General features: G+C 66.6%; 10 protein-coding genes. 6 read left to right on the forward strand and 4 right to left on the reverse strand.

Annotated elements, in window-relative coordinates:
• A partial coding sequence (locus V7066_RS07540) for an HWE histidine kinase domain-containing protein (protein WP_334182454.1) occupies positions 1-2,049 on the reverse strand: 2,049 nt, incomplete at its 3' end.
• A 354-nt stretch (positions 2,050-2,403) separates the two neighbouring features.
• Between V7066_RS07540 and V7066_RS07545 the strand changes: the two genes are divergently transcribed.
• The 3 genes from V7066_RS07545 (at position 2,404) to V7066_RS07555 (ending at position 7,305) form a co-directional block, all read left to right on the forward strand.
• The gene (locus tag V7066_RS07545) at positions 2,404-3,129 is read left to right on the forward strand and encodes a Crp/Fnr family transcriptional regulator (RefSeq protein WP_334182455.1); all 726 of its coding nucleotides are present in this window, start codon (positions 2,404-2,406) and stop codon (positions 3,127-3,129) included.
• Positions 3,130-3,273: 144 nt separating this feature from the next.
• Entirely contained in the window at positions 3,274-5,742 is a 2,469-nt protein-coding gene (locus V7066_RS07550; protein WP_334182456.1) for a PhoX family protein, read from the forward strand.
• A gap of 192 nt (positions 5,743-5,934) precedes the next feature.
• Positions 5,935-7,305: an aromatic ring-hydroxylating oxygenase subunit alpha gene (locus V7066_RS07555; RefSeq protein WP_334182595.1), complete on the forward strand. Its 1,371-nt coding sequence runs from the start codon at positions 5,935-5,937 to the stop codon at positions 7,303-7,305.
• A 7-nt stretch (positions 7,306-7,312) separates the two neighbouring features.
• On the opposite strand, the gene V7066_RS07560 is transcribed toward V7066_RS07555, so the two are convergent.
• Genes V7066_RS07560 through V7066_RS07570 form a run of 3 tightly spaced genes read right to left on the reverse strand, consistent with a single transcriptional unit; the run spans position 7,313 to position 11,540 of the window.
• Positions 7,313-8,161, reverse strand: a complete 849-nt coding sequence (locus V7066_RS07560; RefSeq protein ID WP_334182457.1) for a sulfotransferase domain-containing protein — start codon at positions 8,159-8,161, stop codon at positions 7,313-7,315.
• Entirely contained in the window at positions 8,158-9,426 is a 1,269-nt protein-coding gene (locus tag V7066_RS07565) for a DegT/DnrJ/EryC1/StrS family aminotransferase (protein WP_334182458.1), read from the reverse strand. Before V7066_RS07565 ends, V7066_RS07560 begins: the two co-directional genes overlap by 4 nt.
• A gap of 14 nt (positions 9,427-9,440) precedes the next feature.
• The gene (locus V7066_RS07570; protein WP_334182459.1) at positions 9,441-11,540 is read right to left on the reverse strand and encodes a nucleoside-diphosphate sugar epimerase/dehydratase; all 2,100 of its coding nucleotides are present in this window, start codon (positions 11,538-11,540) and stop codon (positions 9,441-9,443) included.
• Between the two features lie 484 nt (positions 11,541-12,024).
• Between V7066_RS07570 and V7066_RS07575 the strand changes: the two genes are divergently transcribed.
• The 3 genes from V7066_RS07575 to V7066_RS07585 are packed head-to-tail and all read left to right on the forward strand — an operon-like array spanning position 12,025 to position 14,869.
• Positions 12,025-13,260 carry a glycosyltransferase family 4 protein gene (locus tag V7066_RS07575; RefSeq protein ID WP_334182460.1) on the forward strand — a complete coding sequence of 412 codons (1,236 nt, stop codon included), beginning with the start codon at positions 12,025-12,027 and terminating at the stop codon, positions 13,258-13,260.
• A gap of 16 nt (positions 13,261-13,276) precedes the next feature.
• Positions 13,277-14,182, forward strand: a complete 906-nt coding sequence (locus tag V7066_RS07580) for a methionyl-tRNA formyltransferase (protein ID WP_334182461.1) — start codon at positions 13,277-13,279, stop codon at positions 14,180-14,182.
• 3 nt (positions 14,183-14,185) lie between these two features.
• Complete coding sequence (locus V7066_RS07585) at positions 14,186-14,869, forward strand: PIG-L deacetylase family protein (RefSeq protein ID WP_334182462.1); 684 nt, start codon at positions 14,186-14,188, stop codon at positions 14,867-14,869.
• Positions 14,870-15,587 lie beyond the last annotated feature (718 nt).

Here is a 15,587-nt window from a genome sequence, read left to right on the forward strand (position 1 = left end):
GTGCGGTATAGTGCGCTCGATGATGGTGGAGCCGAAGCCGCGCCGGGTCGGGGTCTTGACCGGCGGGCCGTCGGATTCGCGCCAGTCGATCTCCAGCGCGCCGTCGTCGCCGCGATTGAGCGTGATCGTCACCGTTCCGCGCGAATCCGACAGGGCGCCGTACTTGCAGGAATTGGTCATCAGCTCGTGGAACACCAGCGCCAGCGTGGTGAAGGCGCTGGGCGCGACGAGCGCGTCGGGACCGTCGATCACCACCCGGTCGGCGCCGTCGCTGACATAGGCGGCGGTCTCGGTGCGGATCAGGTCGTAAAGTGAGGAGGGCGTCCAGTCCTTCTGCGTCACCTGGTCGTGCGCGCGGGCGAGGGCGTGGATGCGGCTGCCGACGATCTCGGCGAATTCGTCGATCGTGCTGGCGCCTTCCTTGCTCTGGGCAACGAGGCCGCGGATCAGGTTGAGGATATTGCGCACGCGGTGATTGAGTTCCGCGATCAGCATGTCCTGCTGGCGGGTCGCCTGCTCGCGCTCGACATGGGCGGCATCGGCGAGGCGCAGCACGACTTCGAGCAGGGTCACCCGCAAGGCATCGGCGGCGAGCGTCTCTTCCTCGGTCCAGGGGCGGGACTGGCCGCGCCGTTCTTCCTTCCAGATCTCGAAGCTCTTGCGCGGGGTCAGGCGCGGGCCGTTGGGGCCGAGTTCGATGGCCTTTTCCGGATTGCCCGCCCAGCTCACCTCGCGCAGCTGTTCGCGGCGGAACAGCACGATGTAGTCGCGCGGGGTGCGGCTGACGGGCAGGGCGAGCAGGCCCGCCGCCCGGTCGGCCCACTCGCTGGCGGGGGCATAGACCGCGCCGATCGTGTCGGTGGACCAGACGGTGCTGGCGCCCGCGGTGTTGAGGAAGCGGGCGAGCTGCGAGAACTGCGCCTCGCTGGGAGTCGAGCCGTGGCTGACGAAGCGCCCGTCCACCCAGCCGATGATCCCGTCGAAGGGAATGACGCGGGCGATCGAATCGGAGAAGTCCTCGAAGGCTTCCAGCAGCGAGCCGCCGGCGGCGACGCGCGACATCATCTCGTCGTGGAGCCGCATCGAGGCGGAGCGCTGCTCCAGCGCGAAGTCGGTTTCCTTCTGCTCCAGCAGATAGGCGAAGAACTCGCCGAACAGCTCGCTGGCGGTGCGGACCGAGTAGGAGAGCGTCAGCGGCGAGTAGTGATGGCAGGCCATCAGGCCCCAGAGCTTGCCGCGCCGCATGATCGAGACCGACATCGACGCCTTCACGCCCATGTTGCGCAAGTATTCGACATGGATCGGCGAGACCGCGCGCAGGCCCGACATCGACAGGTCCAGCGGATCGCCGTTGGGGTCGGTGGCCGGGTGGATCGGCACCGTCGGGTCGTTCACGTCGCTGATGATGCGCAGCATGTTGCGGGTGTAGAGGCGCCGGGCCTGGGCGGGAATGTCGGAGGCGGGGAAGTGCAGGCCCTTGAAGCTGTCCACCATGCCGTTCAGGCTCTCGGCCACGACCTCCCCGGCGCCGTCGCCTTCGAAGCGGTAGACCATGACCCGGTCGAACCCGGTCAGCCCGCGCAAGTGGCGGGCGGCGCTGGCGCAGAGCTGCTCGATCGAGGTGGACTGGCGCAGCCGGTCGATCATCGGCCGGACGTAGCTGACGAAATCGCGGCGGCGGCCGCCTTCGTGCGGCTCGATCTCCAGCACGTAGGAGCGACCGGAGACGTGGATCGCCATGTCGAACAGGCGGCCGTCGCCGCGCAGGTCCACCTCGAACACACGCTCCACCGTGCTGGCGCCGCCGAGCACCTGAAGGCGGGTGCGCACGTCGTGCATGGCGTCGGGCGAGAGGAACTGCATGGCGGGCAGCCCCACCATGTCGCGCGCGGACGCGCCGAACAGCTCCTCGCAGTTGAGCGAGACGTGGTTGATGATCCAGTCGCTGGAGAACGAGAGCAGCCAGCCGAAACTCTGGATGCGGCCGATGATGTGGATCGGCTCGAGATCGCAAGTGCTGAGGTCTACCTGATGCACGCCGTCAGCCACGCAGGGCGCTTTCCATCCGAACAGCGGCCGGGCCGGCTTGCAGGGCAGTCAGATCCACGGTCCGCATCAATCGTTTCGCCTAAAAAAATTGGGAATATCTACAGGCGGTTGGACGCACTCGCCGTAACGCGCAAGCCCCCCGCTCAAGGGGCCACAACTCCGGCGCCAGAGAAATGTTCCTGAGGAACGCTTTAGCAACCTCGCGCCCTTGCGTCTGTTCACTTCTGTACGCTCGGGCCGGGAACCGCAAGCGGCCTGCCGCATTGTTCGCCTTGGGACGTCGCTTCGGCGCAGGAGAATGGCGCCGCCCCGGCGCGGGAGAATTCGGTGCGGAATATCAGGGAGCCGGTGAAAATGGCGTCACAGACCAGCCAGGAGCAAAGCGATCTGCTCGCGGCGCTGCGTCCGGGCGAATTCGCCCTGCTCGAACCCTATCTGAGCGAAGTGCAATTGCGTTCCGGCGAGGTGATCTACCATCCCGGCGATCAGGTGGATTATTGCTACCTGCCGCGCGGTGCCTCGATCTGCTCGTTCTTCGTCGAACTCGACAGCGGCATTTCGGTGGAAACGATCCTGGTCGGGCGCGAGGGCGCGCTGGGCGGGGTGGTCAGCCAGGGCAGCCTGCCCGCCTATGCCCGCGCCAACGTGCTGCACGGCGGCCTGTTCTGGCGCATCCCCACCCGGCAGCTGGAAGATGTGAAGGAGCGGGTGCCGACGATCGCCGGGCTGTTTTCACGCTATGCCGACTGCATGATGGCCCAGGTGTTCCAGTCGATCGCCTGCAATGCCGTCCACACGATCGAGGAGCGCGCGGCCAAGTGGCTGATCGCGGCGGTCGACCGGATCGGACGCAGCGACGTGACGATGACGCAGGAGCAACTCGCCTCGATGATGGGGATCGGCCGCAGCTACGCCAGCCGCGTGCTCCAGCGCTTCAAGCGCGACGGACTGGTGCGCACCCGGCGCGGCGGCATCGCCGTGGTCGACCGCGCCAGCCTCAAGGCGAAGGCCTGTTCGTGCAACGATCACGTCGCCGCGCATTTCGAGAAAGTGCTGGCCGGGGTCTACCCCGAGGCGTGATCCGCAAGCGTCCCGCGCTTCCCGAATTTTCCGCGACACCGCTGTCGTGAAATCGCCATCGAACTGACGCGGAAATTGCGCTCAATTGCCATGAAGCGCCCCTAGCAAGCCCCTGCGAATGTCGAAAGAACAGGGGCATCATCCATGACTGAAGGGCTTCCCGCCAACGGCTATACCGATGGCGACGTCGATACCAATTCCACCACCGAACGCTCGCTGGAAAGCATGGCGGCGGAGCGCTATTCGCGCCGTCAGGCCCTGTTCCGCGGCGCCGGTGCCACGACCATGGCCTTCATGGGCACGGCCCTGCTGGCAGCCTGCGGCGACGATGACGACCAGGAAGGCGTGTCCGTCAGCGCCGGTGCCAATGCCGCGACGAGCGCGGGCCGCGTCGTCACGCTGACCGGCAGCCCGGAAAACGGCTACGGCGGCTACCGGACCGGCTGGGCACAGACCTCCGGCACTACGGTCGAACTGATCGGCTCCGGCTCCACCGTCACGTTCATCGCGCCTGGCGTCGCCGCGGCGACCGATCTGGTCTTCACGTTCACCGCCACCAGCAGCCTCGGGAAAGTGCGCACCGCCACGACCACCGTGCGCGTCTCGCCGGGCGTGCTCGGCTTCACCGCCGTTGCCCATAGCCTGGCGGACGTGGTGAAAGTGCCCACCGGCTATTCGGTGACGGTGATGACCCGCCTCGGCGATCCGCTCGCCACCGGGGTTTCGACTTACGCCAACGACGGCAGCGACGGCAACTTCGCCCAGCGCATCGGCGATCACGGCGACGGGCTGCACTTCTTCGGTCTCGCAGCAGCAGGCGGGCGCGACGACAACAGCTCGACGCGCGGCCTCATGGTGCAGAACCACGAGAACCTGAACGTCCAGTACCTCCACCCGAACGGTCCGACCAACGTCTCCACCGGCCCGCGCCCGGCGGCCGAGGCGATCAAGGAGATCGAGGCCCACGGCGTTTCGGTGTCGGAATACGTGGATGCGGGCAGCCGCAAGTGGTCCTACGTGCCCACCAGCAGCTACAACCGCCGCATCACCCCGAACACGCCGATGAGCTTCCACGGCCCGGCTGCGGGATCGGCGATGCTCGTCACCGCCTATTCCACGAACGGCACCGCCGGTCGCGGCACGATCAACAACTGCGCCAACGGCATGACCCCCTGGGCCACCAACCTCACTTGCGAGGAAAACTGGGCCGGATACTTCCGCCGCGATGCCGCCGACGACGCCAAGCGCAGCGCCCGCGAGATGACTGCTTTTGCCCGTTTCGGTGTGACCAGCCGCACCGGCAACTACGCCTGGTCCTTCGCCGACTCCACCGACTCCATCTACACCAAGTGGAACGCGTCGATCATCGGCGCCACGGCGGCGGAAGACTATCGCAACGAGCCGAACCAGTACGGCTGGGTGGTCGAGATCGATCCCTACGATCCCGCCTCGACCCCGCGCAAGCGCACCGCGCTCGGCCGCTGCGGCCATGAGGGCGCCTTCGTGCGCGCCGTCAACGGGCAGAAGCTGGGCGTCTACATGGGCGACGACTCGCGCCGCGAATATCTCTACAAGTTCGTCTCCTCGGCGACTTATGCCGCTGCCGACGCGGCGACGACCAGCCGCCTCGCCATGGGCGACAAGTACCTCGATACGGGCACGCTCTACGTCGCCAAGTTCAATGCCGACGGCACGGGCCAGTGGCTGCCGATGGTCTTCGGCTCGGTGCCGAACCGCGCGGCCGTGGGCACGACGCCGGAATATGTCTTCGCCGACCAGGCCGACATCCTCGTCAACACCCGCCTCGCCGCCGACGCCCTGGGCGCGACGCCGATGGACCGCCCGGAATGGACCGCGGGCAACCCGGTGACCGGCGAGATCTATCTCACCCTCACCAACAACAACGCCGCCGGTCGTCCGATCAACGGCACCGATGCCGCCAATCCGCGCCACTACAACGACCCCAAGGGCGCTTCGAACACGGCGCAGTACGGCAACCCGAACGGGCACATCGTCCGCCTGCGCGAGGACGGCGACACCACCGCCGCCACGAGCTTCACGTGGGACATCTACCTGTTCGGCGCCGATGCCGCCGATGCCGGTGCCAACGTGAACATTTCGGGCCTGACCGCCGACAACGACTTCTCCAGCCCGGACGGCGCCTACTTCTCGCGCGCCACCAACCCGGCGGGGCAGTTCAATCCGGTGCTCTGGATCGAGACCGACGACGGCGCCCTGACCGATCGCACCAACTGCATGCTGCTGGCGGCGATCCCCGGCCATGTCGGGGACGGCGGCGCGAAGACCATCACCAACACCGCCTCGACCGGCGCCACCGCCACCCAGGCGACGGTGGTCGGCGCTCCGGCGACGGCGGCGAACCTGCGGCGCTTCCTGGTCGGCCCGGTCCAGTGCGAGATCACCGGCATCGATTCGACCCCGGACGGCCGCACGCTCTTCGTGGGCATCCAGCATCCCGGCGAGGACGGCACCCCGGCGGCCCCATCGAGCCACTGGCCCGACAGCCAGACCGGCACGCCTGCGGCGACCGTGCGCCCGCGTTCCGCGGTCATCGCGATCACCAAGGACGATGGCGGCGTGATCGCGCTCTGATCGTCGAACCGGATCGAAGGAAAGGGCGCGTCTCCGGGCGCGCCCTTTTCGATGTGTATCGCAGGGGCGTTGTGCCGATCCCGTACTGCAGCTGGAAACGGCGTTCCCGATGGCTTAATGAACAGTCCTGTTGATAACAGGAGAGGCCACGTGAACGAGACGGGCACCAAGATTACGCTGACCGCACAGGACATGGACGAGGAACGCCTCGCCACCTATCCCACTACTGCATTCCTCTCGCAGGATTATCTTGCCGCGGAGAAGAGGCTGCTCTGGCCCAAGGTCTGGCAGATGGTGGAGCGCGAGAGCGACCTGCCCAATCCCGGCGACTGGATGACCTACGATGTCGCCGACGAATCGATCATCGTCCTGCGCCGGGACGACGGCTCGCTGAAGGCCTTCCACAACGTCTGCCCGCATCGCGGCCGCCAGCTCGTCTCGGTGCCCGACATGCTGCCGGGTAAAGTCCATGACGTGCGCGGCAACAATCGGCGCAATTTCATCTGCGGCTTCCACGGCTGGACTTTCGACCTCGAGGGCCGGAACACCTACATCCTCGACCCGCAGGACTGGCATCACAAGCTGACGCCGGAGATGACCTGCCTGTCGGACGTGCAGGTCGATACCTGGGGCGGCTACATCTACATTTCGATGGACCCGGACGCGGTGCCGCTGAAGGAATGGATGGGCCGCGCGGGCGAGATTCTCGACCATTTCGACCTTGCCGGCATGCACTACAAGTGGCGCCAGTGGGCGATCTACGACTGCAACTGGAAGACCGCGATCGAGGCGTTCCTGGAACCCTACCACGTCGCCGGCACCCACACGCAGCTGCTCGCTTATGGCGACTACTATGCGCTGTCGAAGCAGTACGGCCTCCACTCGGTGTCCAGCTACGACACCCGCGACAGCAAGTTCCAGATGAGCGAAAGCGCCGGCACCACCCGCGCCGGCAAGGGGGACGATGCGCGCGTCTCCACCTATGAACTCATCCGCGAGAACTACGAGACGGTGAACTACTCCGCCTCCACCGAAACGCTGGTCAACGCCGCCAGCCGCCTGGTGGACGAACTGCCCGAAACCGCCACGCCGGGCGAGATCATCGCGCACTGGCTCAAGTCCGCCCGCGCCGACGACGCCGCGCGCGGGGTGGTCTGGCCCGAAGTTCCGCCGGAGATCAAGAAGGAGGGCGGCCTTGCCTGGGGCCTGTTCCCCAACCAGAACATCCTCCACGGCGAGACGTTCGCGCTCTGCTACCGCGTGCGCCCCTATGGCGACGATCCGGACAAGTGCATTTTCGAAAGCTATGCCCTCGAACGCTTCCCCGAGGGCGCGGTGCCGCAGACCGAGTGGGTCTATGCCGATCCCATCGGTGAGAACTGGGGGTCGGTGCTGGCGCAGGACTTCTCGAACATGCAGTTCGTGCAGAAGGGCATGAAGTCCTCCGGCTTCCGCGGGCCGCTGCCCAATCCGCACCAGGAGCAGAAGGTCATCAACCTCCACCGCAACCTGGCGAATTTCATGGACGGCATGGGCGCGCCGACCCGGCTGGAAGTGGAGTGAAGAAGCGTCACGCCGCCGTTCGCGTGGCGTTCTTCCAGCGCGAGAGATCCAGCCCGCAGATCGCTTCCAGCGTTTCCACGTCGCGTGCGTAGAAATCCTGGATCTGCTCGCGCAGGCCCGGCGCGAGCGGCGGATAGGCGATCTCGCGGGCGAGCAGCGAGCGGACGTTCTCGAACATCGCCGTGCCGCGCAGCGGGCGTACCGTGTCCTTGAGCGGGGCCAGCGCCTTGCGCAGTGGCAGCGGCAGGATGGCGGAGCGGCTGCTGTTTTCCGCCGTGGCGGCATTTTCCGGGCGGAAGACCGGGGTGATGCCGATATGCCGGGACACCGCCTCGACGATGCGCTGCGGCTGCTCGGCGACGTCCTCGTAAAGATAGATCAGGATCTGCTCGCGCGGGAACAGGTCGTACCAGCGGGCGAGATGGCGTGCGTAGAGACCGTATTCCAGGAAGCGCGGATAGGGATTGTCGAGCGAGCGCAGATATTCCTCCGGTGGCCCTTTCACGGTGCCGCGCCGGTAGAGCATCTTGTAGTCGGAATAGGCCCGTTCCACCGGGTTGCGCAGCTGCAGCACGAGGCGGGTCTGCGGCAGGGCGCGGGCGATGCGCTGGGCGGCGAGGGGGTGGGCGAGATAGTCGGCCGACTTCTCGCCGATCAGCTGCACGCCCTCCGGACGATCCGCGAAGAAGCCGCGATACCAGTCCTCGCCGCGATCGAATTCCGAGCTGAAGTAATGCGGCTCCGGATCGGGCATGTAGATCGCCGGATTGTCCCGTAGCCGCGCCTGAATCCAGGTCGTGGCGGCCTTGATCGCGCCGATGACGATGAAGCGGGGTTGCCAGTCGGGAGCCATCATTGCGAACTCGTCTCCATCATCGTCTGCTTCAGGGCTTCGGCCATGCGCAGCATGTCCTGTTCGTCCAGTGTGTGGTCGACCGGGAACAGCAGCGTCCGGCGGCCGAGGTCCACGGCCTGGGGCAGCGCACCGTCGCGGCGGATCGGCAGGCCGGACAGCGCGTGCTCGCGGCTCATGTCCGGGCAGGAGCCGCTGCCCGCCGGAATGCCGCGCGCGATCAGGCCCGCCAGCACCGCGCGGCGGCGTTCCTCCACCCGGTCTGCGGGGCCTTCGAGGCGCAAGGTGAACTTGTACCAGGCATGGCCGACTTCGGCGGGAGGCTGCGGCAGCAGCAGGCCGGGCACGTCGGCCAGGGCTTTGCACAGTGCCTCGGCATTGCGGCGCCGCGCATCCAGCCAGCGGGGAAGCTTGCCGAGCTGGCAGCGACCGAGCGCGGCCTGCATCTCGGTCATGCGGTAGTTCGAGCCGGGGGTATCGTGGATGTAGCGGAAGGCTCCGGGGGTGCCCGCGCCGTCGGTGACTTTGCTGTAGCTCTTGCCGTGGTCCTTGAACGACCAGCCGCGCAGCCAGGCCTCGTGGTCGCGCAGCAGCAGCAACCCGCCTTCGCCGCCGGTGGACATGATCTTGTCGGTGCAGAACGAGAAGGACGAGGCTGCGCCGAAAGAGCCGACCTGCCGCCCGCGCCAGCTGGCGCCGTGGGCCTGCGCGCAGTCCTCGATCAGGTGGAGATCGTGGGCATCGCAGATTCGGCCGAGCGCATCCATGTCGCAGGGCCAGCCGCCGAGGTGGACGCAGATCACCGCGCGGGTGGCGGGCGTCACCATGCGCGCGACGGAGGCGGGATCGATGTTCTGGCTGACCGGATCGACATCGGCGAAGACCGGCAGCGCGCCGACCGCGAGCACGCAGCTGGCCGTCGCGAAGAAGCTGCGGGCGGGGACGATTACCTCATGCCCCGGTCCGACGCCGAGCGCGCGCAGCGCCACTTCCAGCGTCAGCGTACCATTGGCGAGACACATGCCCTTGGGACGGGGGCCCTCCGGCATGCCGACGAAGCGCGCGAAGTCCGCCGCAAACGCCCGGTTCTGCTCGCCGTGGACCAAGGCGTTGACCTTGCCCGAGCGCAGGACATGGGCGACCGCCTCGATCTCGTCCGGTTCGTGCCGGGGCCAGAGCGAGCGCACGGCGCGGGGAGCAGGTTCGCTGCGGAAGGTTTCCAGAGCCGGGGACGAATCCTCGATTCCGGGGAGGCTTGCCAGATTCACGGATGGTTTCTCCCTCAGACCTTGACAGGTTCGCCGGTGCCCTGCGGACGGCTCAGGCCGGGGTTCTCGACCACCTCGAACCCGGCGCTGCCGCTCGGCACCTTGACCAGGGTATGGGTGATCCGCCGCGCCTCGATATGGTCGCCAAGTTCCACCGCGCGGGCGAGCCGGTCGATGCTGCGCGAGATGAAGGGCAGGGGGATCGGCTTGGACTGGGCCTCGAAGATGCCCTTGATGCCGGAGGGCAGCTGCTCCTCGCAGATGTCGAACAGCTCTTCGTAGAGCTTCTCGCCGGGGCGCAGGCCGACGAATTCCACCGGCACGTCGATCTCCGGCTGGAGGCCGTAGAGCCGGATCATCCGGTAGGCGAGGTCGACGATCCGCACCGCCTTGCCCATGTCGAGCACGAAGATCGTGCCGCGCTGGGAATTCTGGCTGAGCGCCGCCGAGCTGCTCTGGAGGATCAGCTGCACCGCCTCGCGCACGGTCATGAAGAAGCGTTCGATGTCCGGGTGGGTGACGGTCAGCGCGCGGCCTTCGCGCAGCTGGCGGTGGAACAGGGGGACGATCGAGCCGCTCGATCCCAGCACGTTGCCGAAGCGCACGGTCATGAAGCGCGGGGCCTCGGGATCGTCCACCCCGCACATGTCGAGCGCCTGGCTGTAGAGTTCGCCCACGCGCTTGGTGGCGCCCATCATGCCCACCGGGTTCACCGCCTTGTCGGTGGAGACCTGGACCATGGCCTTGGCCGAGAATTCGCAGACGGCGTCGGCGACGATGCGGGTGCCGAGGATATTGGTATGGACCCCGGCGCAGGGGTTGGCCTCGACGATCGGCACATGCTTGAGCGCGGCGGCGTGGTAGACGATCACCGGGCGGTGCTTCTCGAACACCCGGCGCACGTCGTCGCGCTCGCGGATGTTGCAAAGCTCGGGCTGGACGTCGAGATCGGGATACTGCTCGCGCAGCTTCATCTCGATGGCGTAGAGGTGGTATTCGCTGTGCTCCACCAGCACCAGGCGTGAGGGGCGGAAGCTGGCGAGCTGCCAGCACAGTTCGCCGCCGATCGTGCCGCCGGCGCCGGTTACGAGCACGCACTTGCCGGTGATCTGGCTGGTGATCTGCTCGCCTTCCAGCGTGAACTCGCTGCGGCCGAGCAGGTCCTTCACCGAAAGCTCGTCCGGCGAGGCGCCGTGGTTGCGCTGGAGGATATGGCTCCAGCCGTCGCGGATGCGCGAGAGTTCGAGGCCCAGGTTGCGGGTGCGCGAAGTGAGCCGCGCCATTTCGCGGTTGGACAGGTCGGTGCCGTCGTCGCAGGCGATCACCAGCGAGGGGCGGCGGCCTTGCAGCTCCAGGGTCTCCACCGCATGGGCAAGGTCGTCGTGGCTGCCGAGCACGGGCACGCTGGCGATCTGTTGCAGGGTGTCGTTGTCGGCGGGCAGCAGGATGCCGGTGACGAAGAAGCTGGGCGTGGTCTCGCGCTTGAGCATCTCGATGATCGAGAGCACCCAGTCGGGCGAGCCGACCAGCAGGGCGCCGCGCAGGTTCTTGCTGTCGACATGGGCGGGCAGGACCTTGGCGGTATGGGTCAGCTTCTCGCGCAGGGCGCGGCGGGCGCCGCGCACGAAGAACAGCGCGGTCATCGCGAAGAGCCACTGGGCCAGCGCGATATCGATGAGCTGGCCGCGCTCGGCCCGTACGCCCGGTACTATCATGATCGCCACCCAGGCGAGCGCAAAAGCCGGAACCGTCAGCATCGCCAGCTGGATCGCGTGGGAGAAGCTGAAGAAGCGCCAGGAGCGACGATAGATCCCGGCGGTGTAGAACACCCCGATCACCACCAGCGCAAAGGACAGGATCGCGCCGAGATGGCCGTCCGACTTGGGAAAGCCGGTCTTGCCGATCTGCTCGAACGCCAGCGCCAGGGTCAGCGAGAGCACCACGAAGTCGATCGTCATCAGCACGGTATTGCGGAAGGTGCGGCGCAGGCTGAATTGCGCGGATCCGCCCCGAGAGCGCCCGCTCGCCGATCCGAGCTTGCGCACCCGCAGGAACCGGCTCCCGGACCCTGCGGCAACCGTCGCGGCACTGCTTGGCGTAGCGGCATGACTCATTGCGTCGACCTTCTCGGCTTTGTCTGGTCAGGTCCCGGATCGCGCTTCGCCGCCATGCTCTCGTTCCTTCCGGTTTTTCGGACCGACCCTTGCGGGACTTGGTCGTCGGGGCCGGGAAACAAGCACGGGGCCGCACCCGGCCTCATGGATTCATGATCTATTGACCATTTTTAGGCCGCGCACTTGTGCATGAAGCCATCAGCCGTAATTGCCGCCCCCCTTGCGAAGGAGGCGCGATTTCGACTGTCGGACATGGGCCTGATCCAAAGGGAGCGGGCGGGGCGGCGGATATCCCGCCCTTAATCGCCGCAGGTCATCTCGAAGGGCTATCAGCCGATTAGTCGGCTTGCGGTCGGCGGTCCGAGGGCCATCATTCAGGGCGAAGGGATGGGGGCACACACGCGGGGGCGTGGTGACAGCCTCACGGCACACCATCCGCCAGTCAGGCCGCAAGTCTGGCTATCAGCCTGGGGCTCGATCACGCATGAAAATACTCGTCCTTTCCAGCCTGGCCTATTCGCTCACCAATTTCCGGGGCGCCCTGCTGCGGGAACTGAAAGCGAACGGGCACGAGGTCGTCGCCGTCGCGCCCGACCGGAATGCCGCGGTGGAGCAGGACCTCGCCGCCTGGGGAATCGCCTTCCGCCTCGTGCCGATGGCGCGCACCGGCACCAATCCGGTGAAGGACGCAGGCCTGCTCTCCGCCTATGTGAAGCTGATGATGGCCGAGAAGCCGGACCTCGTGCTGGCCTATACGCAGAAGCCGATCATCTACGGCGGGATCGCCGCGCGCATGCTCTGCGTGCCGCGCTTCTTCGCGCTGATGTCGGGTCTCGGCTATGTCTTCAGCGAGGACAGCAAGGCCCGCAAGGGGCTGCGCTGGGCGGTGACGCGGCTCTACCGCGAGGCGGTGCGACGGGCGCGCGGGGTCTTCGTGTTCAATGCCGACGACCGGCAGGACATGATCGACCTCGGCATCGTCACCCCGCGCCAGAACGTGATCCAGGTGCCCGGCTCGGGCATCGACCTCGAACGCTTCCGGCTCGAACCGCTGCCGCGCGGCCGCCTGCGGTTCCTGCTGGTCGGCCGCCTGATGCGCGATAAGGGCATCTACGAATTCGTCGAGGCGGCAAGGCAGCTCAAGCTGGATCATCCGGAAGTCGAGTTCTGCGTGCTCGGCCATTACGAGCGCGCCAACCCCACCGGGATCGACGAAGTGGAATGCGCGCGGCTGGCGCGTCAGTTCCCGGTGCAGTTCATTCCCGGCACCAGCGATGTGCGCCCCTATCTGGCCAGCAGCTCGGTCTTCGTGCTGCCGTCCTACTACCGTGAGGGCCTGCCGCGCACGATCCTGGAAGCCATGGCGACCGGCCGCCCGATCATCACCACCGACATGCCCGGCTGCCGCGAACCGGTGATCGAGGGCGAGAACGGCTTCCTGGTGGCGCCGCGCGACGTGGGTGCACTCAAGGCGGCGATGCAGCGTTTCATCGAGGCGCCGTCGCTGGTGACGAGCATGGCCGCCCGTTCGCGCGACCTTGCCGAGAAGATCTACGACGTGCGCAAGGTGAACCACCAGTTGCTCGACGAGATGGACCTCCTGCGCGAACCCTGGAACGAACCGGCGACGATCCGCACGCAGCCTTCGCCCTCTGACGACCTTCCGCCCGAAACCGCCCCCGTGCACAGCGCCGGGCCTTCGCGGGCGGTGGCGGGCTGAGATCGGGAGGGGGCAAATGCGGGCTGTCGTGATCGGGGCCGTGGGAAGTACCCAGGTCCTCGTGGAAGAACTCGCCGCCGCGGCGGACTGGGACCTGACCATGGTCGGAACCCTGCCGCCCGAACTCCACGGGCGCCATTCCGACCTCGTGGACATGGCGCCGTTCGCCGAGCGGGCCGGGGCGCGGCTGTTCCCGATCGCGCGCACCAACGATCCCGAGGTTCTCGAACAGGTCCGCGCCGAGCGGCCGGACTATGTCTTCGTGGTCGGCTGGTCGCAGATCGTCGGGCCGGAGTTCCTGTCGATCGCTGCGAAAGGCGCGATCGGCTATCATCCGGCACCGCTGCCGCGCCTGCGCGGGCGGGCGGCGATTCCCTGGACGATCCTGCTGGACGAGCCGATTTCCGCCTCCAGCCTGTTCTGGATCGCGGAAGGCACCGACGATGGCGACATCCTCGACCAGCATTACTTCCACCTCGCCCGAGACGAAACCGCGCAAAGCCTCTACGACAAGCACATGGACGCCCTGCGCGCGATGCTGCGCAAGGCGTTGCCCCGGCTGGCGGCAGGCGAGCAGCCGCGCGAGGTACAGGACGAGCGCTACGCTACCTGGGCGACCAAGCGCACCCCCGCCGACGGCCTGATCGATTGGCGCGATCCGGCTGCGACCATCGACCGTCTCGTCCGCGCGGTGGGGCGGCCCTATCCGGGCGCCTTCACCCATGTTTCCGGGCGCAAGCTGACGGTCTGGGCGACCCGCCCGGTCGGCGGCGGCGAGCGACACCACGCCATTCCGGGTCAGGTCATGGCCAGCCGCGACGGCGTCCTGACCGTGCAGACCGGCGATGGCCTTCTCGAACTGACCGACTGGGAGCTTGCCGAGGGCAAGCCTCCGGCCCTCCATGCCGTGCTGAAAGGATAACCGGTGCCTCTCGATCACTATGGAAAGGTGCTGGTCGTCGCGCCGCATCCCGATGACGAGATCCTCGGCTGCGGCGGCACGATGGCGCGCATGGCGGCGGCGGGGATGGACGTGCAGGTCGTGGTCGTCACCAGCGGACGGCCCCCGGCCTTCTCGGAAGAGGGCGTGGCAAAGGTCCAGGCGGAGATGCGCCGGGCGCACAAACATATCGGCGTCGGCGAAGTGCACATGCTGGATTTCCCGGCCGCCTCGCTCGACATCGTGCCTGCGGCCGAACTCAATGCCGCGCTTGGCCGGGTGGTGCGCGCGGTGCAGCCGGACACGCTCTTCATACCGTTCCTGGGGGACATCCATCAGGATCATCAGCTGGCGTTTCTCGCCGCGATGGTTGCCGCCCGCCCGCGCGACCGCACGGTGCCGACGCGGATTCTGGCCTACGAGACGCTTTCCGAGACCAATTGGTATGCGGCGCCGATGACGCCGCCTTTCGTGCCGAATGTCCACATCGACATTGCTGCCACGCTGCAACGCAAACTCGATGCCTTCGCGATGTTCGAAAGCCAGCTCCGCGACTTTCCCGACGAGCGCTCGCTCATCACCATCGAGGCGCTGGCGCGTCTGCGCGGATCGACGGTCTTTGCCGAAGCCGCCGAAGGTTTCGTGCTGGTCCGCGCCATCGAACGCTGAGAACGTGTTGGGAAATGCCCCGATGGACATCGCAAACGGACGTTGAAGCCGGGCTGCCTGCGCGGTGCCGTGGCGCCCCAAGGCGTGGTCCGGTGAAATAACGCCGGGCTGTTACCGGCCTTCCGGCAAGCAGATATCCGGATTATTCGGAAGATGTTTTCATGTATAGTACGTGAATACTTTTCCGGACCGGTCCTGCGCATCTCGCGAACGGTCGCATCCATGGGCCTGATCCGGATCGCGACACGCGCCCGAGTGGCTGCATGTGGAAGTTTGGTTAGTTTACCGAATAAGCATGTCGTTCAGGGCGTATGGCCGATGCGGCAGTGCCGCATAACCCAGACGAAGGGTCCCGACAGCTTTCGTGAATCGGCTTCGATCGAGGGCGTGCGTGACGCAAATTTCAATGCGCGGCACCGCGTGTCGTGGGAAGCGCAGTCGATTGCAAAAGTCAGAGCGAGTCGCACCGCGGAAATGCTGGCTTTAGGGGGATTCGGCCGATGCCGGCGAGCCGGAAAAGTTGAAACCGATTCACCTTGCCGATCGGCGCTTCTGAAGGGGGTAGCTAACTTTCGTAAGCTAACCGGTTGAAAACGGTGAACTTAATCCAGTAACTACCTCTTTTGAGGTAGATTGTACCAGAATTATACATTCGACTCCCGCAGGACGAGAATGAAAATTTGGAAAGCCTGGTTATCTCTCTGATCATAGGGGGAAT

Origin of the sequence: Novosphingobium sp. (assembly GCF_036820275.1) — a bacterium.
Taxonomy (GTDB): domain Bacteria; phylum Pseudomonadota; class Alphaproteobacteria; order Sphingomonadales; family Sphingomonadaceae; genus Novosphingobium.